20 protein-coding genes are annotated in these 20,730 nt (G+C 70.3%); 16 read left to right on the forward strand and 4 right to left on the reverse strand.

What is annotated here, in order from left to right; all coding sequences use genetic code 11:
* Positions 1–112: 112 nt before the first annotated feature.
* From ACFYNS_RS04275 to ACFYNS_RS04290, 4 genes are all read left to right on the forward strand, one after another.
* Positions 113–916, forward strand: coding sequence for a PspA/IM30 family protein (locus ACFYNS_RS04275; RefSeq protein WP_037706751.1), 804 nt, complete (start codon positions 113–115; stop codon positions 914–916).
* A gap of 45 nt (positions 917–961) precedes the next feature.
* Positions 962–1,240, forward strand: a complete 279-nt coding sequence (locus ACFYNS_RS04280; protein ID WP_360296414.1) for a hypothetical protein — start codon at positions 962–964, stop codon at positions 1,238–1,240.
* Positions 1,241–1,343: 103 nt separating this feature from the next.
* Positions 1,344–2,651 carry a sensor histidine kinase gene (locus ACFYNS_RS04285; protein ID WP_388600696.1) on the forward strand — a complete coding sequence of 436 codons (1,308 nt, stop codon included), beginning with the start codon at positions 1,344–1,346 and terminating at the stop codon, positions 2,649–2,651.
* Positions 2,648–3,337 carry a response regulator gene (locus ACFYNS_RS04290; RefSeq protein WP_388600698.1) on the forward strand — a complete coding sequence of 230 codons (690 nt, stop codon included), beginning with the start codon at positions 2,648–2,650 and terminating at the stop codon, positions 3,335–3,337. The genes ACFYNS_RS04285 and ACFYNS_RS04290 overlap by 4 nt, the downstream gene beginning before the upstream one ends.
* Positions 3,338–3,448: 111 nt before the next feature.
* On the opposite strand, the gene ACFYNS_RS04295 is transcribed toward ACFYNS_RS04290, so the two are convergent.
* Positions 3,449–4,423: a carbohydrate kinase family protein gene (locus tag ACFYNS_RS04295; protein ID WP_360296423.1), complete on the reverse strand. Its 975-nt coding sequence runs from the start codon at positions 4,421–4,423 to the stop codon at positions 3,449–3,451.
* A 162-nt stretch (positions 4,424–4,585) separates the two neighbouring features.
* On the opposite strand from ACFYNS_RS04295, the gene ACFYNS_RS04300 reads away from it, so the two are divergent.
* Both ACFYNS_RS04300 and ACFYNS_RS04305 read left to right on the forward strand, forming a co-directional pair.
* Entirely contained in the window at positions 4,586–4,798 is a 213-nt protein-coding gene (locus tag ACFYNS_RS04300; RefSeq protein ID WP_360296426.1) for a hypothetical protein, read from the forward strand.
* A gap of 171 nt (positions 4,799–4,969) precedes the next feature.
* Positions 4,970–6,367 carry a hypothetical protein gene (locus ACFYNS_RS04305; RefSeq protein WP_388600702.1) on the forward strand — a complete coding sequence of 466 codons (1,398 nt, stop codon included), beginning with the start codon at positions 4,970–4,972 and terminating at the stop codon, positions 6,365–6,367.
* Positions 6,368–6,499: 132 nt separating this feature from the next.
* Here ACFYNS_RS04305 and ACFYNS_RS04310 read toward each other — a convergent pair whose 3' ends face one another.
* The gene (locus tag ACFYNS_RS04310) at positions 6,500–6,853 is read right to left on the reverse strand and encodes an iron-sulfur cluster assembly accessory protein (RefSeq protein WP_360296431.1); all 354 of its coding nucleotides are present in this window, start codon (positions 6,851–6,853) and stop codon (positions 6,500–6,502) included.
* 305 nt (positions 6,854–7,158) lie between these two features.
* Here ACFYNS_RS04310 and nadA point away from each other — a divergent pair, with 305 nt between their 5' ends.
* Together nadA and ACFYNS_RS04320 are read left to right on the forward strand one after the other, a co-directional pair.
* On the forward strand, positions 7,159–8,337 hold the full coding sequence (nadA, locus tag ACFYNS_RS04315; protein WP_360296434.1) for a quinolinate synthase NadA: 1,179 nt from the start codon (positions 7,159–7,161) through the stop codon (positions 8,335–8,337).
* A 115-nt stretch (positions 8,338–8,452) separates the two neighbouring features.
* Entirely contained in the window at positions 8,453–9,334 is an 882-nt protein-coding gene (locus ACFYNS_RS04320) for a GNAT family N-acetyltransferase (protein WP_360296436.1), read from the forward strand.
* A gap of 27 nt (positions 9,335–9,361) precedes the next feature.
* On the opposite strand, the gene ACFYNS_RS04325 is transcribed toward ACFYNS_RS04320, so the two are convergent.
* Complete coding sequence (locus ACFYNS_RS04325) at positions 9,362–10,819, reverse strand: cysteine desulfurase/sulfurtransferase TusA family protein (RefSeq protein ID WP_388600704.1); 1,458 nt, start codon at positions 10,817–10,819, stop codon at positions 9,362–9,364.
* Between the two features lie 280 nt (positions 10,820–11,099).
* Here ACFYNS_RS04325 and coxB point away from each other — a divergent pair, with 280 nt between their 5' ends.
* The 4 genes from coxB to ACFYNS_RS04345 all read left to right on the forward strand — a co-directional run bounded on the left by coxB (position 11,100) and on the right by ACFYNS_RS04345 (position 15,669).
* Positions 11,100–12,113 carry a cytochrome c oxidase subunit II gene (coxB, locus tag ACFYNS_RS04330; protein ID WP_388600705.1) on the forward strand — a complete coding sequence of 338 codons (1,014 nt, stop codon included), beginning with the start codon at positions 11,100–11,102 and terminating at the stop codon, positions 12,111–12,113.
* On the forward strand, positions 12,110–13,840 hold the full coding sequence (gene ctaD / locus ACFYNS_RS04335) for a cytochrome c oxidase subunit I (protein ID WP_360296442.1): 1,731 nt from the start codon (positions 12,110–12,112) through the stop codon (positions 13,838–13,840). Before coxB ends, ctaD begins: the two co-directional genes overlap by 4 nt.
* Positions 13,837–14,235, forward strand: a complete 399-nt coding sequence (locus ACFYNS_RS04340; protein ID WP_019357416.1) for a cytochrome c oxidase subunit 4 — start codon at positions 13,837–13,839, stop codon at positions 14,233–14,235. Before ctaD ends, ACFYNS_RS04340 begins: the two co-directional genes overlap by 4 nt.
* Before the next feature lie 141 nt (positions 14,236–14,376).
* The gene (locus tag ACFYNS_RS04345) at positions 14,377–15,669 is read left to right on the forward strand and encodes an Ig-like domain-containing protein (RefSeq protein ID WP_360296444.1); all 1,293 of its coding nucleotides are present in this window, start codon (positions 14,377–14,379) and stop codon (positions 15,667–15,669) included.
* Positions 15,670–15,763: 94 nt separating this feature from the next.
* Here ACFYNS_RS04345 and ACFYNS_RS04350 read toward each other — a convergent pair whose 3' ends face one another.
* On the reverse strand, positions 15,764–16,177 hold the full coding sequence (locus tag ACFYNS_RS04350; protein ID WP_019357414.1) for a hypothetical protein: 414 nt from the start codon (positions 16,175–16,177) through the stop codon (positions 15,764–15,766).
* Positions 16,178–16,417: 240 nt separating this feature from the next.
* On the opposite strand from ACFYNS_RS04350, the gene ACFYNS_RS04355 reads away from it, so the two are divergent.
* From ACFYNS_RS04355 to ACFYNS_RS04370, 4 genes are all read left to right on the forward strand, one after another.
* On the forward strand, positions 16,418–17,035 hold the full coding sequence (locus tag ACFYNS_RS04355) for a heme-copper oxidase subunit III (RefSeq protein ID WP_026004777.1): 618 nt from the start codon (positions 16,418–16,420) through the stop codon (positions 17,033–17,035).
* Positions 17,036–17,141: 106 nt separating this feature from the next.
* Positions 17,142–17,954: a c-type cytochrome gene (locus tag ACFYNS_RS04360; protein ID WP_360296448.1), complete on the forward strand. Its 813-nt coding sequence runs from the start codon at positions 17,142–17,144 to the stop codon at positions 17,952–17,954.
* Entirely contained in the window at positions 17,951–19,018 is a 1,068-nt protein-coding gene (locus ACFYNS_RS04365) for a Rieske 2Fe-2S domain-containing protein (RefSeq protein WP_388600706.1), read from the forward strand. The genes ACFYNS_RS04360 and ACFYNS_RS04365 overlap by 4 nt, the downstream gene beginning before the upstream one ends.
* Positions 19,015–20,667, forward strand: a complete 1,653-nt coding sequence (locus ACFYNS_RS04370; protein WP_360296454.1) for a ubiquinol-cytochrome c reductase cytochrome b subunit — start codon at positions 19,015–19,017, stop codon at positions 20,665–20,667. The genes ACFYNS_RS04365 and ACFYNS_RS04370 overlap by 4 nt, the downstream gene beginning before the upstream one ends.
* The last annotated feature ends 63 nt before the right edge of the window (positions 20,668–20,730 follow it).

Below are 20,730 nucleotides of genomic sequence, written 5' to 3' on the forward strand. Positions count from 1 at the left end.
CGGAGGAGCGTTTCCGCACTCGAACGGTGCGGTAATGGAAGACAGCCCCGTACCCTGGGGTCTGTAGGTTGCCGAGGGTTTGAGTCCGTTACGAAGGGGGCGCGCGAGGCCCATGAGCGGTGTCATGAAGCGTATGGGGATGATCTTCCGCGCGAAGGCCAACAAGGCCCTGGACCGGGCCGAGGACCCGCGTGAGACGCTCGACTACTCGTATCAGAAGCAGCTCGAACTGCTGCAGAAGGTGCGCCGCGGCGTCGCGGACGTCGCCACCTCCAGAAAGCGCCTGGAGCTGCAGATGACGCAGCTGCAGGGGCAGTCCTCCAAGCTGGAGGAGCAGGGCAAGAAGGCGCTCGCGCTGGGCCGCGAGGACCTGGCCCGGGAGGCTCTCTCGCGCCGGTCCGCCCTCCAGCAGCAGGTCACCGACCTGGAGGGGCAGCACCAGACGCTGCAGGGCGAGGAGGAGAAGCTCACTCTGGCGGCGCAGCGGCTGCAGGCCAAGGTGGATGCCTTCCGCACCAAGAAGGAGACCATCAAGGCCACCTACACCGCCGCTCAGGCGCAGACCCGGATCGGTGAGGCGTTCTCCGGCATCTCCGAGGAGATGGGCGACGTCGGCATGGCCATCCAGCGGGCCGAGGACAAGACGGCCCAGCTCCAGGCCCGCTCCGGCGCCATCGACGAGCTGCTGGCCTCCGGGGCGCTGGACGACCCCTCCGGCATGGCCAGGGACGACATCAGCGCCGAGCTCGACCGCCTCTCCGGCGGCAGCGACGTGGAGCTGGAGCTGCAGCGGATGAAGGCGGAGCTGGCCGGTGGCAGCGGCAGCGGCGGCCAGCAGGCCATCGAGGGGGGCCAGGACCAGGAAGGCCAGGCCAACGGCCGGCAGCAGGACGCGCCCAGGTTCAACAAGGAGTGAACCGGGCCTCAGCGGCACCCCGCGCAGCCTGAGGAGGAGAACGGCATGATCGTACGGATCATGGGCGAGGGCCAGGTCAGACTGGACGACAGCCACTTCGCCGAACTGAACCGGCTCGATGACGAGCTGCTCGAGGAGATGGAGAGCGGAGACGAGAGCGGCTTCCGCCGCACGCTCCACGCGCTGCTCGACGCCGTCCGCCGACTGGGCAGCCCGCTGCCCGACGACGCGCTCGAACCCTCCGAGCTGATCCTGCCCGCGCCCGAGGCCGATCTGGACGAGGTGCGCAAGATGCTCGGCGACGACGGACTCATCCCCGGCTAGCCCGCGACCCGCGCCGCACGAACCGGCGCCCCCGTTCCCCCGCCCGCCCCACGACCCGCACGCAGACCACGACGGCACACACACCAGGAGAGCCGGGCATACGGTGCCTGCTGTAACCCTCCGCGACATCCGCGAGCGACTCCGCGCGCATCCCCACGCGGTCGATGCCCTCATCGCTGTCGGGACCTTCTGCTGCATCCTCCTCGGCGCCTCGACGGAGCCGCACGGACCCGACGGCCAGCCCCGGTTCGCGGAGCGCGAGATCAGCGGGCAGACGGTACTGCTGGCGGCGCTCTCCTGCGGGGTGCTGGCGCTGCGCCGCCGGGCTCCCATGCCGGTGCTGCTGCTGACCGGGGCGATATCGGTCCTCGCGCTCGCCGCGGGCGAGGGGCCCACCGGCGGATCGGCGCCCGAGGCGCCGCTCGTCTCGGCCGCCGTCATCGCGCTCTACACCGTCAGCAACACCACCGACCGCCGTACCAGCTGGCAGGTCGGCGCGGTCAGCGTCGGTGTGCTCACGGGCGCGAGCATGCTCTTCGGGGCCCGGCCGTGGTACGCGCAGGAGAACCTCGGCATCTTCGCCTGGACCGCGCTGGCCGCCGCCGTCGGCGAGGCCGTGCGCAACCGGCGCGCCTTCGTCGACGCCATCCAGGAGCGGGCCGAGCGCGCCGAGCGCACCCGTGAGGAGGAGGCCAGGCGGCGGGTCGCCGAGGAGCGGATGCGCATCGCCCGCGAGCTGCACGACGTGGTCGCCCACCACATCGCCCTGGTCAACGTCCAGGCCGGGGTGGCCTCGCACGTCATGGACACGCGTCCCGACCAGGCCAAGCAGGCGCTGTCCCATGTGCGGGACGCCAGCCGGCACGCCCTGGCCGAACTCCAGACCACCGTGGGGCTGCTGCGCCAGTCCGGGGAGAGCACCGCGCCCACCGAACCCGCGCCCGGTCTGGAGGTGCTGGACGACCTCGTGGACGGCTTCCGCAACGCCGGGATGTCCGTCGACGTGGAGGCGCCGCCGACCACCGGGGGGCCGCCGCTCTCCTCGGCGGTGGACCTGACCGCCTACCGGGTCGTCCAGGAGGCCCTGACCAACGTGCACAAGCACGCGGGCAGCGGCGCCCACGCCGAGGTGCGGATACAGCGGGACGCGGAGGCGTTGGAGATCGTCGTCGTCGACGACGGGGCGGGCACCACGCACACCGTTCCCGACGAAGCGGCCGACCCCGCGGACGGGGACGAGCCGGGGCGGGCCGCGGGCGGCACCGGCGGGCACGGCCTCGTCGGCATGCGGGAGCGGGCCGCCGCGCTGCACGGCGTCTGCGAGACCGGGCCGCTGCCCGGTGGCGGATTCCGGGTCCACGTACGGTTGCCGCTGGAGACGACGGCGCCCCGGAAGGAGACCCCCGCATGATCCGTGTCGTACTCGCCGACGACCAGGCGCTGCTGCGCAGTGCCTTCCGGGTGCTGGTGGACTCCGAGCCCGACATGGAAGTGGTGGGCGAGGCGGCGGACGGGGCCGAGGCGGTCGCGCTGGTGCGGGAGCAGGGCGCGGAAGTGGTGCTGATGGACATCCGGATGCCCGGCACCGACGGGCTGGCCGCCACCCGGGCCATCAGCGCCGACCCGGCGCTGGCCGAGGTGCGGGTCGTCATCCTGACCACCTTCGAGGTGGACGAGTACGTGGTCGCCGCACTGCGCGCCGGGGCCTCGGGGTTCCTGGGCAAGGGCGCCGAGCCCGGTGAACTGCTCTCCGCGGTGCGGACGGCGGCCAAGGGGGACGCGCTGCTCTCGCCGGTGGCGACCAAGGGGCTGATCGCCAGGTTCCTGGCGCAGGGCGGCGCCGCGGAGGGAGACGATCCGATGGCCGGGGGGCGCGCTGCCCGGCTCGACGCGCTCACCGCCCGCGAGCGCGAGGTGCTGGTGCAGGTGGCCGGGGGGCTGTCCAACGACGAGATCGGCGCCCGGCTCGACGTCAGCCCGCTCACCGTCAAGACCCATGTCAACCGCGCCATGGCCAAGCTCGGCGCCCGGGACCGGGCGCAGTTGGTGGTGGCCGCGTACGAGAGCGGGCTGGTGCGGCCCGCCGTCCCGGAGTGACCGTCGGCCGAGCGTGCTGTCCCGGGGCGATCGGCCGGCCCGGTGCGCGGCGCCGCCGCCCCGTACCACCCGCGGCGGGGCGGTAGGGGGCGGGGTCGCGGCGATCCGGGATCAGGCCAGGTGGCCCTGGACCTCGGTGGCGGCGTCGTGGCCGTACGCCTTGGTGAAGCGCTCCATGAAGTGGACGCGCCTGAGCTCGTACTCCTGGGTGCCGACCGTCTCGATGACGAGGGTGGCGAGCATGCAGCCCACCTGCGCGGCCCGCTCCAGGCCGACGCCCCAGACCAGCGCGGAGAGGAACCCGGCGCGGAAGGCGTCGCCGACGCCCGTGGGGTCGGCCTTCTGCTTCTCCTCGGCGCAGCCGACCAGGATCGGCTCCTCGCCCGCGCGGTCGATGCGGGCGCCGTTCTTGCCGAGGGTGGTCACGCGGGTGCCCACGCGCTGGAGGACCTCCTCGTCGCTCCAGCCCGTCTTGGTCTCGATCAGCTCCTTCTCGTACTCGTTGGAGAAGAGGTAGGTGGCGCCGTCGGTCAGCGCCCGGATGCCGTCGCCGTCCATCCGCGCGATCTGCTGCGAGTAGTCGGCGGCGAAGGGGATGCCGCGGGCGCGGCACTCCTCGGTGTGCCGCATCATGCCCTCGGGGTCGTCGGCCCCGATGAGGACGAGGTCGAGCCGGCCCGCCCGGTCGGCGACGTGCTTGAGCTCGATGTTCCGGGCCTCGGTCATGGCGCCGGTGTAGAACGAGCCGATCTGGTTGTTGTCCGCGTCGGTGGTGCAGACGAATCGTGCGGTGTGCGCGACCTCGGAGATGTGCACGGACTCGGTGTCCACACCGTGTCGTTCGAGCCAGGCGCGGTATTCCTCGAAGTCCTCTCCCGCCGCACCGACGAGGATCGGCTGGACGCCGAGCTGGCCCATGCCGAAGGCGATGTTGGCGCCGACGCCGCCTCGGCGGATGTTGAGGCCGTCGACGAGGAAGGAGAGCGAGACCGTGTGCAACTGGTCGGCGACCAGTTGGTCGGAGAAGCGCCCCGGGAAGGTCATCAGGTGGTCGTTTGCGATGGAGCCGCAGACTGCGATACGCACGACGAATTCTGCTCCTGAGAGACATCGGGTACCCCCGTACGCCCAGCGCACGGGGGGAAGGCCAGCGCCACGCTACCCGCTGGGCCCGCCGAGCCGAACAGGACACAACTACCTCATAGTAGGGTCTTACGGGCAGGTCATCGGATCCGTAGCGTGATCCTCATGCCGAAAACAGCGCTTTTCCCGGCCGGATACGCCGAGCACGAGTCGATGGAGCAACTCCTCGGCGACTGCGCGCGGATGGCCCCGCACTGGACGGTTCCGCCCGCGGGGGCGCAGGAGCGGCACCGCGCGCCGTTGCCTGTGCTGCACGGCGTGCGCGTTCCGGTACGCTCCGCGCGCCTCCTGGAGGGGATGTCCGAGTACGGCGACTGAGGCCGCCGAACCGCTCGCCGGGCGCCCGCCTGGAACCGTCGGCTCCCGCTCCCCGTCCCACTCACGTCCCCTCGCATGAGGGAGCGCATCTCCCTCGCGTGAGGGGAGGGTGTGCGGGAGGACCTCGCGACGAGGGAGCGTCCCATGGATGCGGAGCCAAAGGAGTTTTCGGTGAGTACAGACCAGTCCCCCGAGACCGAGGACCGGCCGGCCCCCCGGAGCAGGCGGCGGCGGCTCTCCGTCGCGGCCGTGGCGACCGCCGTACTGCTGGCAGGCGGGGGTGGCGCGTACTGGGCGTCCTCCGCCTTCTCCGGCGGCCCGGACTCCGAGAGCGCCGCAGCCGACGGGGACGGCGGCCCTCCGAAGCTGGCACTGGACGGCACGACCGCGTCCGCCCAGGACAGCGGCGAGGGCATCGCGCCGGGCGAACCGATGGGACCGCGCGGCTACCGGGCCGAGGGAGAGCTGCCGGACGGTCCCGAGTCCGCCGCCGTCCGCAAGCCCGGACACCGGGTGAGCCGCGCCGAGGCGGCCCGGCTCGCGAAGGCGTTCGAGATCGAGGGCGGGGTCGAGGCCGAGGCGGGCCGCTGGCAGGCGGGCGGCGACAGCAAGGGGAAGGACCCCCGGCTGACCGTCGAGCGGGGAGCCGGCGGCGGCGCGTGGACGTATCAGAACGGCGGGACGGTGCCGCTGGACGCCGACCCCGACCCCGCGCCCGGCGGTGAGCCGCTCTCCGCCGCCGAGGCGAAGAAGGCCGTGCGTCCCGCGCTGCGCGCGCTCGGGCTCCAGGAGGCCTCGCTGGACGCCGGGTCCCCGGTCGGCGGCACCCGTACCGTGACCGCCTCGCCCGAGGTGGCAGGTCTGCCCACGCACGGCTGGGACAGCACCTTCGTGGTGGACGACAAGGGTGCGGTCACCCGGGCGCAGGGGAACTGGAACAAGACCCGCAAGGGCGACGACTACCCGGTGGAGAGCGCCACCGCGACGCTCGACCGGCTGAACAAGGCCGAGCAGGCGCGCGGCGGCCACCGCGAGGGGGCCCAGGGGAACGAGCCGACCAGGATCGGCGGCGCGTCCTTCGGGCTCGCGCTGGAGCGCTCGCACGGCGAGCCGCTGCTGGTGCCGGCGTGGATCTACCAGGTCAAGCGGTCGGGCGGGGGAGACCTGGAGGTCACCCATCCGGCTGTGTCGCCGGAGTACCTCGAGCCGTCGAAGACCTCCGGCCACCCTCCGGTGCCGGACGGCGGCACGGGGCCGGGGAAGAAGCCCTCGCAGGCGGTCGAGTCGTACGAGGTGCACGGGCGCACGCTGGAGCTGAGCTTCTGGGGCGGGGTGTGCGACACCTACCGGGCCGAGGCCGAGGAGTCGGGGTCCGCGGTGCGGGTCTCCGTCGAAGCCGGTGAGAAGAAGGCCGGCAAGGGCGACAAGGCCAGCAAGGCCGGCAAGGCCGGCAAGAAGGTCTGCGTCAAGATCGCCAAACGGCAGACGGTCGAGGTGGAACTCGACAAGAAGCTGGGCGACCGCAAGGTGCTGGACGCGCGGAACGGCGAGAAGCTGCCGAGGAAGTGAGCGCGGCGCCGCCCGCCCGGAACCGGCGAGGGCGGCGGACTCCTGGTGGGGGGAGTCCGCCGCCCTCGCCATGGCCGTGACCCGGCCCGGGCCGCCCGGTGTCCGCCGTCGGCGGCCCCGCGGGCCGGTGGCTCAGTTGAACGAGTCGCCGCAGGCGCAGGAGCCGGTGGCGTTCGGGTTGTCGATCGTGAAGCCCTGCTTCTCGATGGTGTCGACGAAGTCGATGGAGGCACCGCCGAGGTAGGGGGCGCTCATCCGGTCGGTGACGACCTTGACGCCACCGAAGTCCTTGACCACGTCGCCGTCGAGCGAGCGCTCGTCGAAGAAGAGCTGGTACCGCAGGCCGGAGCAGCCACCCGGCTGGACGGCGACGCGCAACGCCAGATCGTCGCGGCCCTCCTGCTCCAGCAGGTTCTTGACCTTCGCGGCGGCGGCGTCGGACAGGATGATGCCCTCGCTTACAGCGGTCTCGTCCGAAACGGACATCTGCTTCTCTCCCGGGTTGTACGGACTGCACTCTTACCGTCGGCTCAACCGGCGGCATCCCGGATTCATTCCAGGAGTGGTCACTTCATGCTCGCACACCGCCGGAGCGCGTGGGAATGCGTCACATCGACGCGATGGGCATCGTCAAACTGACGTGAAGCGGTTATGATAGATAGCGTCACTTAGACGAGAATCCGATGGGAGGCCGCACCGGAAGGCCGCGCGGGGAGCGTGTCCCGCGCCTGACCGGTACGGCTCCGTGTGGCGCCTCCGACGCTACTGAGCTACAGAAAGGGCTGGTCCTGTTGAGTGCCGCCCAGCCGCTGGACGTGCAGCCGACCCCGCTCGCGCTGCTGCTGCTCGGCCGCGAGGCCGACCCCAGGAGCGAGCGCGGGGTCGAGTGCCCCGGCGACCTCCCCGCCCCCTCCGATCCGGACCTGGTGGCCCGGGCGCGCGCCGCGAAGGAGAAGCTCGGCGACCGCGTCTTCGTCCTCGGCCACCATTACCAGCGCGACGAGGTCATCGAGTTCGCCGATGTGACCGGTGACTCCTTCAAGCTGGCGCGGGAAGCGGCGGCCCGGCCCGAGGCCGAGTACATCGTCTTCTGCGGTGTGCACTTCATGGCCGAGTCGGCCGACATCCTCACCTCGGAGCAGCAGCGGGTTGTCCTGCCCGACCTGGCGGCCGGCTGTTCCATGGCGGACATGGCCACCGCCGAGCAGGTCGCCGAGTGCTGGGACGTGCTGACCGAGGCCGGGGTCGCCGAGACGACCGTCCCGGTCTCGTACATGAACTCCTCGGCGGACATCAAGGCGTTCACCGGGCGACACGGCGGCACGATCTGCACCTCCTCCAACGCCAAGCGGGCGCTCGAGTGGGCTTTCGGCCAGGGCGAGAAGGTGCTGTTCCTGCCCGACCAGCACCTCGGCCGCAACACCGCCGTCCGCGACATGGGCATGACGCTGGACGACTGCGTCGTCTACAACCCGCACAAGCCGAACGGCGGGCTGACCCCGCAGCAGCTCCGCGACGCGCGGATGATCCTGTGGCGTGGCCACTGCTCGGTGCACGGCCGCTTCTCGCTGGACTCGGTCCGCGAGGTGCGCGAGCGCATCCCCGGCGTCAACGTCCTGGTGCACCCGGAGTGCAAGCACGAGGTCGTCGGCGCGGCCGATCAGGTCGGCTCCACCGAGTACATCATCAAGGCCCTGGAAGCGGCTCCCGCCGGATCCAAGTGGGCCATCGGGACCGAGTTGAACCTCGTCCGACGGCTGGCGAATCGTTTCGCCGCCGAGGACAAGGAGATCGTCTTCCTGGACCGCACCGTCTGCTTCTGCTCCACCATGAACCGCATCGACCTGCCGCACCTGGTGTGGGCCCTGGAGTCGCTGGCCGACGGCACCGTCGTCAACCGGATCGAGGTCGACGCGGAGACGGAGAAGTTCGCCAAGCTCGCCCTGGAGCGGATGCTCGCCCTGCCGTGACGGCCGGGGCCGGGCATCGCTCCGGCACTCCCGGGCGCGAGTCCCGCCGCCGCGGTGCCGGCCCCGGCCGCGGCGGCGCTCGCCGGGTCGCGGCGGGCTGCCGTAGCGTGCTCCGATGCTGCTGCGACCTGTCAGGGACACCGAAGACGACGCGGAGACGGTACGGACGCTGGCCGAGGCGGCGTTCGGGGCCTCGCACGAACTCAAGGGTGACGCCCCGCATCCGCACTCGGCGGACCGTGCGGCGCACAAACGCGCGCAGATCCTGCACATCGTCCGGCACGACCCCGCGGGCTGCTGGATCGCCGAGGACGCCGACGGCCGGGCCGTCGGCGCCGCCCAGTCCCACATCCGCGAGGGCACCTGGGGCCTCGCCCTGCTGGTCGTCCTCCCCGGGGCGCAGGGCGAGGGCGTCGGCCGGGCCCTGCTGCAGCGCACTCTGGAGTACGGGCGCGGCTGCCTGCGCGGCATCATCTGCTGCTCGCGCCACCCGGCCGCCGCGCGCGTCTACCGGCAGGCCGGGTTCGCGCTGCACCCCACCATCCGGATGCGGGGCGCCGTCGACCGGGCCGGACTGGGCAGCGCCGAGGGCGCCGCGGTCGAGGGCGGCCCCCGGGACCGCGCTTTGCTCGACTCCGTGGACCGGCGGCTGCGCGGCGGGGCGCACGGTCCCGACCACGACTTCCTGATGCGGTACCACCGGCTGGTCGTCGCCGACGACCTGGCCGGCAGCGGCTACTGCTATCTCACCGCCGACGGGAGCAGAGTCGCCCTGCTGGGCGCCACCTCCCGGCGGATCGCCACCCGGGTGCTCACCGCCGCACTGCACGGGGTGCCGGAGGGGACCGAGGTGGAGGTGCAGGACGTCACCGCCGAGCAGCAGTGGGCGGTCGACGTGGGTCTCCGCGCCGGCCTGGAACTCCGCTCCGAGGGGTTCGTCTGCTTCCGCGGCCTGCGGCCCCCGTCGCCGTACATCCCCTCGGGGGCGTTCCTGTGACCGGGGCCCACTCCGCCGCGGGGGCGCTCACCCGGTGCCCCCCGCCCTCCGCACCCGGTACTCCGTGCCTTCCGCCCCCTCGAAGGTGTGTCCGGTCATCTCGCACCAGGCCGGGATGTCGAGCCGGGCGGCCTCGTCGTCGGCCAGCACCCGCACCAAGCCCCCCGCCGGAGCCCGCCCCACGGCCTTGGCCAGCTCGATCACCGGCAGCGGGCACAGCGTCCCGCGCGCGTCGACGGTGATCCCGCCGGCTCCTTCCGGGGCAGCGGCCCCCGCCGCGTCGCCGTCCGCGGCCGCGTCCCGGTCGGCGCCGGCGGCCCCGGCTCTCTGCTCGGCGACCCCGGCCGCGGGTACGGCCCCGGCCCCCAGCTGCGCCCGTACCTCCGCGACGGCCCCGGGCAGCGCCCGGAGGAACCGGTCCACCTCGCTCTCCTGCGTCCCCGGCGGGAGCGAGACCCGCACATTGCCCTCCGAGAGCACACCCATGGCCCGCAGCACATGGCTCGGTGTCAGGGTGCCGGAGGTGCAGGAGGAGCCGCTGGAGACCGAGAACCCGGCGGTGTCCAGCGCGTGCAGCAGCACCTCGCCGTCCACGTACAGACAGGAGAAGGTCACCAGGTGCGGCAGCCTGCGCACCGGGTCGCCGACGACCTCGGTGTCCGGGACCAGCCCGGGCACCCGGGCCCGGATCCGGTCCACCAGCGCCCGCAGCCGGGCGCCCTCCGCCTCCGCCTCGGCCCGTACGGCACGCAGCGACGCGGCCGCCGCGACCACGGCGGGGATGTTCCCGAAGCCGGGGGCGACTCCGGACTCCCGCTCGTCCACCGGCCCGGGCGGAGCGAACCGCACGCCCTTGCGCACGGCGAGCAGTCCCACTCCGGGCGGCCCTCCCCATTTGTGGGCGCTGCCGGTCAGCAGTGACCAGGGCCCCTCCACCGGCCCCCAGGGAAGTGACTGCGCTGCGTCCACCAGCAGCGGCACATCCGCCTCGGCGCAGACCTCGGCCACCCGGGCCACCGGCTGTACGGTGCCGACCTCATGGTTGGCCGACTGCAGACAGGCCAGCGCGCAGTCGTCGCCGAGCGCCTGTGCCCACTCCTGTGCGTCGACCCGCCCGGTACGGTCGACTCGCACCCGGTGCAGCAGTCCGCCCGCCCGCTCGTGGGCCTCGCCCGCGTGCAGCACGGCAGAGTGTTCGACCGCGGAGACGACCAGTCGCCGCCCGGCGCGCCGCCGCGCGGTGAGTGTGCCGCCGATCCCGGTGTGCAGGGCCTGGGTACCCGAAGAGGTGAAGCGCAGTTCGTCCGGACGGCAGTCCAGCGCCTCGGCTGCCGTCTCGTGGGCCGCGTCCAGCAGCATCCGGGCGCGCCGGCCCTCCCGGTGCGGGCGTGCCGGGTCGGCCCACCCCTCGTCCACTGCCGCCAGCAAAGCCTGCCGCGCGACCGGGTGGAGGGGGAGCGAGGACGCGGCATCGAAATAGGACACACTTGTACGCTACCGCCGCACCCGTACCGTGCGTACTCGGTGCCGTTCCCGGCCGGGAAGCGGCCTGTACAGCCTCAGTTCGGGGGCGGCGCGGGTGCGTCCCGGCCCATCGGGGTGGCACGCGGCGCGTTGTGCCCCCTCCCCGCGCGACCCCAAATGGCGTCGGCTAGGGTTTGGTCCGCATAAACATCCAAACCCCTGCCCGCGCCTGGGCCGGCGCCCGACCACGTAAGAGGGCCGCGCCCGACCGACGCGGGCGAGACTCTCGGGAAGGCGCTACGTGAGTCCCAACGGCTCCGACCTCCCCCACGAGCGCCCTTCGGGCGCCGTGGGTGGCACCCCCACGTCGCGGCGCCCGATGCGGCGGAAGCTGCAGCAGGCGTCGGCCGCGGGCCTGGTCCTGGCAACCGCGACCGGTTGCACATCCAAGGACTTCCCCCGCCTCGGCATGCCCACCCCGGTAACGGACGAGGCGCCGCGGATCCTCTCCCTGTGGCAGGGCTCCTGGGCGGCCGCGCTCGCCGTGGGCGTGCTGGTGTGGGGCCTGATCCTGTGGAGCGTCATCTTCCACCGGCGCTCCAGGTCCAAGGTCGAGATCCCGCCGCAGACCCGGTACAACATGCCCATCGAGGCCCTGTACACCGTGGTCCCGATCATCATCATCGCGGTGCTGTTCTACTTCACGGCCCGGGACGAGACCAAGCTTCTGGCGACCTCGAAGAAGCCCACCCACGTGATCAACGTCGTTGGTTACCAGTGGAGCTGGGGCTTCAACTACATCGAGGACGTGGACGGCGACCCCAAGACGGACGTCAACACGGACAAGGCGCTGGACAAGGAACTGAGCGCCATCCCGGACCGGATGACCAAGGGCTTCCCGAAGGGCGCCGAGGGCGTCTACACGGCGGGCACCCCGGCCGACGTGAACCCGCAGACCAAGAACCCGGGGCCCACACTGTGGCTGCCCAAGGGCGAGAAGGTCCAGTTCATCCTGACCTCCCGGGACGTCATCCACTCCTTCTGGGCCATCCCGTTCCTGATGAAGCAGGACGTCATCCCGGGCCACGTCAACCGCTTCGAGGTGACCCCGAACAAGGAGGGCACCTACCGGGGCAAGTGTGCCGAGCTGTGCGGCGTCGACCACTCCCGGATGCTCTTCAACGTGAAGATCGTCTCCCCGGAGCGCTACCAGAAGCACCTGGAGGACCTGGCGAAGAAGGGCCAGACCGGCTACATCCCGGCGGGTACCGCCACCACGGGCGGCGCCAAGAATGCGGAGACGAATAACCCGTGAGCATCCTCAACGAACCCCAGGGTGCCGCCGCCGCGACAGCTCCGGCGACAGCCTCCGGACGGCCCAAGCGGCCCGGCCAGATCGTTGTCGACTGGATGACGACGACGGACCACAAGAAGATCGGCAGCCTGTACCTGATCACGTCGTTCGTCTTCTTCTGCGTCGGCGGCGTCATGGCGCTCCTCATGCGCGCCGAGCTCGCCCGTCCGGGCACGCAGATCATGTCGAACGAGCAGTTCAACCAGGCGTTCACCATGCATGGCACGGTCATGCTGCTGATGTTCGCCACCCCGCTGTTCGCCGGCTTCGCGAACTGGATCATGCCGCTGCAGATCGGCTCGCCCGATGTGGCCTTCCCGCGGCTGAACATGTTCGCCTACTGGCTCTACCTCTTCGGCTCGCTCATCGCGGTGGGCGGCTTCCTCACCCCGCAGGGCGCGGCCGACTTCGGGTGGTTCGCCTACTCGCCGCTGTCGGACGCGGTCCGCTCGCCGAGCGTCGGTGCCGACATGTGGATCATGGGTCTGGCCCTCTCCGGCTTCGGCACCATCCTCGGCTCGGTCAACTTCATCACCACGATCATCTGCATGCGCGCACCCGGCATGACGATGTTCCGCATGCCGATCTTCACCTGGAACGTGCTGCTCACCGGTGTGCTGGTGCTGCTGGCCTTCCCGGTGCTGGCCGCCGCGCTGTTCGCCCTGGAGGCGGACCGCAAATTCGGGGCGCACGTCTTCGACGCCGCCAACGGCGGAGCGCTGTTGTGGCAGCATCTCTTCTGGTTCTTCGGCCATCCTGAGGTGTACATCATCGCGCTGCCGTTCTTCGGCATCGTCTCCGAGGTCATCCCGGTCTTCAGCCGCAAGCCGATGTTCGGCTACATCGGCCTGATCGGTGCCACCATCGCCATCGCCGGCCTCTCGGTGACGGTCTGGGCGCACCACATGTACGTGACGGGCGGTGTGCTGTTGCCGTTCTTCTCGTTCATGACCTTCCTGATCGCGGTGCCGACAGGTGTGAAGTTCTTCAACTGGATCGGCACGATGTGGAAGGGCTCGCTGTCCTTCGAGACGCCGATGCTGTGGACCATCGGCTTCCTGATCACCTTCACCTTCGGCGGTCTGACCGGTGTCATCCTGGCCTCGCCGCCGATGGACTTCCACGTCTCTGACTCGTACTTCGTCGTCGCGCACTTCCACTACGTCGTGTTCGGCACCGTGGTCTTCGCGATGTTCGCCGGCTTCCACTTCTGGTGGCCGAAGTTCACCGGCAAGATGCTGGACGAGCGGCTCGGGAAGATCACCTTCTGGACGCTGTTCATCGGCTTCCACGGCACCTTCCTGGTGCAGCACTGGCTGGGTGCCGAGGGCATGCCGCGGCGGTACGCGGACTACCTGGCCGCCGACGGCTTCACCGCGCTGAACACCATCTCCACCATCAGCTCGTTCCTGCTCGGTATGTCCATGCTGCCGTTCTTCTACAACGTGTGGAAGACGCACAAGTACGGCGAGAAGGTCGAGGTCGACGACCCCTGGGGTTACGGCCGCTCCCTCGAGTGGGCGACGAGCTGCCCGCCCCCGCGGCACAACTTCCTCACGCTGCCGCGTATCCGCTCCGAATCCCCGGCCTTCGACCTGCACCACCCGGAGATCTCCGCGCTCGACGAGCTGGAGAACCTGGGCAGGGAAGACAAGGCGCTCGCCGGCAGCAAGGAGGCCGGGAAGTGAAGATCCAGGGCAAGATGTTCCTGTGGCTGTCGGTCTTCCTGCTGGCAGTCGCCATCACCTACGGGCTCTGGTCGAAGGAGCCGGTGGGCACCACCGGCCTCTTCCTGGCCTTCGGCCTGTCGATCATGATCGGCTACTACCTGGCGTTCACCGCGCGCCGGGTGGACACCGGGGCGCAGGACAACAAGGAGGCGGACGTCGCGGACGACGCCGGCGAGCTGGGCTTCTTCAGCCCGTGGAGCTGGCAGCCGCTGGCGCTGGGCCTCGGCGGCGCCTTCGCCTTCCTGGGCGTGGCCATCGGCTGGTGGCTGGTCTACGTCTCGGCGCCGCTGCTGCTGATCGGCCTGTTCGGCTGGGTGTTCGAGTACTACCACGGTGAGAGCCGCACCCAGTAGCCGCTGAGCCGGCCGCGCAGCGGTCCGGCGGAACAGCACCACAACCGAAGAGCAAGGACCGGCCCCCCGACACTCCGGGGGGCCGACCCGTTTGTACGCACTCAGCGGGCCCGAAATGACGATTCTTCATATTTTGGGCACATGAGCCACAGCCATAACACCGCGATAGCCGAGGGGGTCCTCACCCCCCGCACCGTCTCCCGCAAGCACAAGCGCCGAGTGGTCCGCAGCTGCGCCCTGCTGCTCGCTCCCCTCTCCGTGGGGCTGGCCGCCTGCAGCGGGGGCAGCGACGGGAGTTCGCTCGCCTCCGCGCCCTACGACGCCACGGACGCCGTGGCCGTCAATGCCGACGCCGACAGCAAGGACGTCGACCCGGACAAGGCGCTGGAGGTCACCGCCCAGCACGGCGACACCCTGACCGACATCTTCGCCAGCGACGCCTCGGGCCACGTGGTCCAGGGCGAGCTGTCCGAGGACGGCAAGCACTGGCGCAGCACCGGGCCGCTGGCCGCCGATGCCCGCTACACCCTCAAGGTCAGCACCGAGAACGACGAGGGCGCCCCAGGGCGGCGCACGGTCCATTTCCGGACCAAGGCGGCCTCCAAGCACCTGAGCGTCAAGCTGGGCCCGGACAACGGCACCTACGGCGTCGGGCAGCCGCTCACGGCGAAGCTGGGCCGGGCCATCAAGAAACCAGCGCAGCGGGAGCTGGTCGAGCGTGCACTGAAGGTGAAGTCCACCCCTCATGTGGACGGCTCCTGGCACTGGGTGAACAGCAAGGAGCTGCACTACCGGCCCCGCTCCTACTGGCCCGCGCACGCCTCCATCACGCTCCGCTCCTCACTCGAAGGGCTGAAAGTGCGCAACGGTCTCTACGGCGGGAAGACCGAACCCGTCCGGATGCGGACCGGGGACCGAATAGAAGCGATCACCGATGCCTCGTCCCTGGTCATGAGGGTCAAGAAGAACGGGAGGACCATCCGCTCCATCCCCGTGACCACCGGGAAGTCGGGCTACGAGACCCGCAACGGCATCAAGGTGATCCTCACCAAGGAGCCCTACGTCCGGATGACCAGCGCCAGCATCGGCGCCGGGGACTTCTACGACCTGGGGGTCCACTGGGCCACCCGGCTCACCAACAGCGGCGAGTACGTGCACGGTGCCCCCTGGTCGGTCGCCTCCCAGGGCGTGTCCAACACCAGCCACGGCTGCACCGGGATGAGCAGCTCGAACGCCAAGTGGTTCTTCGACCACGTCCGGCAGGGCGACATCGTCCAGCACGTCAACACGGCCGGCGACCGGATGGCGCCCTTCGGCAACGGCTTCGGCGACTGGAATCTGGGCTGGAAGAAGTGGCGCGCGGGCAGTGCCGTCAACACCAAGCCCGTCGGCAGCGGCCCCGCGGATGCCGCGCGGCTGCGTCCTTCGGTGTGACCCACCCCGGAGGAGAACGGAACGACGCGCCCGTGCATCCCTCGAACGAGGGGTGCACGGGCGCGTCACCTTGTAGAAGGGGTCCTGCCGGGGCTCAGGCGCGGGCCAGGTCGCTCCTGGCGGCGCGGTCCCGCAGCAGCCCGGCCAGCGCGTCGGCCAGCGCGAGGGGGTCCACCGGGTGGGAGACCGCGGCCTCGGCCCGGCTCCAGGTCGCCAGCCAGGCGTCCTGCGGCCTGCCGATCAGCAGCAGCACCGGGGGGCAGTCGAAGATCTCGTCCTTGATCTGCCGGCACACGCCCATGCCGCCCGCCGGGGCGGTCTCGCCGTCCAGCACGCAGGCGTCCACGTGCAGCTCCTCCAGGGTGGAGAGCACCGCCGGCAGGGTGGCGCACTCCACATAACGGATCTCGGGCACATCGGTTGCGGGCCTGCGGCCTGCTGCGAGCCGCACCTGCTCGCGGGTGGTGGCGTTGTCGCTGTAGACCAGCACCGTGGCGGTCGGCTGCATCGTTCCTCCGCGTCCGTATCGGGTGAACCGCTGACGCACCGGGCGGCTTCGGGCACATTCCGCGGTGGCGCCGCTCGGATGCTACTCCCTCCGACGCACCGTCAACACCGGTCGGCACGCACCCGTACCCGGGAACCGGGGCCGCCGCCGGGGCTGTCGTCCCTGGTTACAGCCCGGCCGCCGGGTACGGACACACCGAACGGCACCCCCGAAGTGAGGCCGGGATAAGCGACCGACATAATGTCGGTCGTGGCGACAGCAACAGCAGTAGAAACCGGGCACGCGCACCCGTCGGTCAACCGGCCGAACCTCACCAGCGTCGGAACCATCATCTGGCTGAGTTCCGAGCTGATGTTCTTCGCGGCCCTCTTCGCGATGTACTTCACCCTTCGGTCGGTGACCGGCGCCGAGTACTGGAAGGAGCATGCCTCCGAGCTGAATCTTCCCTTCGCGGCGACGAACACCACGATCCTCGTGCTCTCCTCGCTCACCTGCCAGCTCGGCGTCTTCGCGGCCGAGCGCGGTGACGTGAAGAAGCTCCGCGCGTGGTTCGTCGTCACCTTCATCATGGGCGCGATCTTTATCGGCGGCCAGGTCTTCGAGTACACGGAGCTGGTCAAGGAGGGCACCTCACTCTCCTCGAGTCCGTACGGATCGGTGTTCTACCTGACCACCGGGTTCCACGGCATGCACGTGACAGGTGGTCTGATCGCCTTCCTGTTCGTCCTGGGACGCACCTATGCGGCCAGGCGGTTCACGCACCACCAGGCCACCGCCGCCATCGTCGTGTCCTACTACTGGCACTTCGTCGATGTCGTCTGGATCGGCCTCTTCGCCACGATCTACCTGATCCGGTAACGGGCCGGGGCGCGGTTCCGCCGCGCGCGCCGTGCCGCGCAGGCGGACCACGGAACAGACGGACAGACACAGCATCGACGAGAAGATCCTGACACCGGGGTAATCCGTGAAAAAGCTCTCCGCACGACGGCGCCATCCGCTGGCGGCGCTCGTCGTTCTACTCTTCGCGCTGGCGGCCACCGGGGGGCTGTACACCGCGTTCGCTCCCGCGGGCGAGGCCAAGGCCGAGCAGGAGTCGACCCAGTCCCTCGCCATCGAGGAGGGCAAGAAGCTCTACGCCACCGGGTGCTCCAGCTGCCACGGGACCGGCGGCCAGGGGACCAGCGACGGTCCCAGCCTGGTCGGTGTCGGGGCCGCGGCGGTGGACTTCCAGGTCGGCACCGGCCGGATGCCGGCCCAGCAGCCCGGCGCCCAGGTGCCCAAGAAGAAGAGGATCTACGACCAGGACGAGATCAACCAGCTCGCCGCGTACGTCGCCTCGCTGGGCTCGGGCCCGAGCCGGCCCACCAAGGAGATGTACGACCCGGCCGGCGCCGACATCGCCAGGGGCGGGGAACTCTTCCGCACCAACTGTTCGCAGTGCCACAACTTCACCGGTGAGGGCGGCGCGCTCACCCACGGCAAGTACGCCCCCGACCTCGGCGACGTCGACCCCAAGCACCTCTACGAGGCCATGCAGACCGGCCCCCAGAACATGCCGTCCTTCACCGACGGTGCCCTTCCCGAGAAGGACAAGCGGGACATCGTCGCGTACGTGAAGGAGGTCAACAGCGGCAAGTCGGAGAGCCCCGGTGGGTTCAAGCTCGGTGGGTTCGGCCCGGTCGCCGAGGGCATGTTCGCCTGGGTCTTCGGTCTCGGCGTGCTGATCGCCGTCGCTGTCTGGGTCGCCGCTCGGACCGCAAAGGCCAAGAAGTCATGAGTAGCGAGACTGGACCGGACGAGAACGTGTCAGACGAGAACCTGCCTGCTGAGCAGGAAACGGCCCACGGCGCGGAAGTCGCCGAGGGCGACCCCTTCGTGGATCCTGGACTGCCGCCGCACGAGCACCGCATCCAGGACATCGACGAGCGGGCGGCCAAGCGCTCCGAGCGCACCGTCGCCTTCCTCTTCACCCTGTCGATGCTCGCCACGGTGGGCTTCATCGCCTCCTTCGTGGCCTTCCCGATCGACGAGATCATCTACGTCTGGCCGCTCGGGCACATCAGCGCGCTGAACCTCTCCCTCGGCCTCACCCTCGGTGTCGCCCTGTTCTGCATCGGCGCCGGAGCGGTCCACTGGGCCCGCACGCTGATGTCGGACGAGGAGATGGTCGACGAGCGGCACGCCGTCGCCGCGCCCCCCGAGGTCCGCGAGAAGGTCTTCGCCGACTTCAAGCAGGGCGCCAAGGAGTCCGCGCTCGGCCGCCGGAAGCTGATCCGGAACACGATGTTCGGTGCCGTGGCCCTGGTGCCGCTCTCCGGCGTCGTCCTGCTGCGCGACCTGGGCCCGCTGCCCGAGGACAAGCTGCGGCACACGGCCTGGAAGAAGGGCAAGCTGCTCGTCAACGAGAACACGAACGAGCCGCTGCGTCCGGAGGACATCGCCGTCGGCTCGCTCACCTTCGCCAAGCCCGAGGGCCTGGAGGAGGACGACGAGGAGTTCCAGAAGGAGATCGCCAAGGCCGCACTGATGATCGTGCGGCTGGAGCCGAGCGACATCAAGGACAAGCGCGAGCTGGACTGGTCGCACGAGGGCATCGTGGCCTTCTCGAAGATCTGCACCCACGTCGGCTGCCCCGTCAGCCTCTACGAGCAGCAGACCCACCACGTCCTGTGCCCGTGCCACCAGTCGACCTTCGACCTGTCCGACGGTGCGCGCGTGCTGTTCGGTCCGGCCGGCCACCCGCTGCCGCAGCTCGACATCAGCGTCAACAAGGACGGCTACCTCGAAGCGCAGGGCGACTTCGCGGAGCCCGTCGGTCCGGCCTTCTGGGAGCGCGGATGAGTACTGCAACCGAGACCCCGGGCAGCGCGGCTGCCGAGGGCAAGAAGAAGGCACCCGCGGGTGAGCGGGTCGCCGACTGGGCCGACGGACGGCTGGGGATCTACAGCCTCGCCAAGGCCAACATGCGCAAGATCTTCCCGGACCACTGGTCCTTCATGCTGGGCGAGGTCGCGCTCTACAGCTTCATCATCATCATCCTGACCGGTGTCTACCTGACGCTGTTCTTCCACCCGTCGATGAACGAGGTGGAGTACCACGGCGCGTACACGCCGATGCAGGGCGTCCGGATGTCCGAGGCGTTCGCCTCGACCCTGGACATCAGCTTCGACGTGCGCGGTGGTCTGCTGGTGCGGCAGATCCACCACTGGGCGGCGCTGATCTTCCTGGCGGCGATGTTCGTGCACATGATGCGCGTCTTCTTCACCGGGGCGTTCCGCAAGCCGCGCGAGGTCAACTGGGTCTTCGGGTTCCTGCTCTTCGTCCTGGGCATGTTCACCGGCTTCACCGGCTACTCGCTCCCGGACGACCTGCTCTCCGGCACCGGTGTGCGGTTCATGGAAGGTGCGATCCTCGGGACGCCGATTGTCGGCACCTACGTGTCGATGTTCCTCTTCGGCGGGGAGTTCCCGGGACACGACTTCGTGGCCAGGTTCTACTCGGCCCACATCCTGCTGCTGCCGGGCATCATGCTCGGACTGCTGGTGGCGCACCTGATCCTGGTCTTCTACCACAAGCACACCCAGTTCGCGGGTCCCGGCCGGAAGAACTCCAACGTGGTCGGCATGCCGCTGCTGCCGGTCTACATGGCCAAGGCGGGAGGCTTCTTCTTCCTGGTCTTCGGCGTGATCTCGGCCATCGCGGCGCTCTTCACGATCAACCCGATCTGGGTGCTGGGCCCCTACCGACCGGACCAGGTCTCCACCAACGCGCAGCCCGACTGGTACATGGGCTTCTCCGAGGGCCTGATCCGGGTGATGCCCGGCTGGGAGATCAACCTGTGGGGCCACACGCTGGTACCCGGTGTGGCCATCCCGCTGATGATCGTCTTCCCGCTGGTCCTCGTCGCGATCGCGGTCTACCCGTTCATCGAGGCGTGGGTCACCGGCGACAAGCGCGAGCACCACATCGCGGACCGGCCGCGCAACGCGCCGACCCGGACCGGCTTCGGGGCGGCGTGGATCGCCTGGTACTTCGTGCTCCTGGTCGGCGGCGGCAACGACCTGTGGGCGACCCACTTCAACCTGTCGATCAACTCGATCACCTGGTTCGTCCGCGTGGCGTTCTTCGTCCTGCCGGTCCTGGTCTTCTGGGTCACCCGGCGGATCTGCCTGGGCCTGCAGCGCAAGGACCGCGAGAAGGTCCTGCACGGCAGGGAGACCGGCACGATCAAGCGGCTGCCGCACGGCGAGTTCGTGGAGATCCACGAGCCGCTCTCCCAGGAGCAGCTGCACTCGCTCACCGCGCACGATCAGTACCAGCCGCTGGAGGTCGGTCCCGGCACGGACGAGAACGGCGTGGAGCGGAAGATCTCCCGCGGGCAGAAGCTGCGCGCCAAGCTCTCGAAGGGCTACTTCGGGGAGTCGGGACAGATCCCCAAGCCCACCCGCGAGGAGTACCGCGAGGTCGAGAGCGGGCACGGGCACCACTGACCGGTTCTGGCAACCGGACACGCCACACCGAAGGGGTCCACGGGTACGCCCGTGGGCCCCTTC

It is taken from the genome of Streptomyces sp. NPDC006925 (assembly GCF_042869575.1).
Taxonomy (GTDB): domain Bacteria; phylum Actinomycetota; class Actinomycetes; order Streptomycetales; family Streptomycetaceae; genus Streptomyces.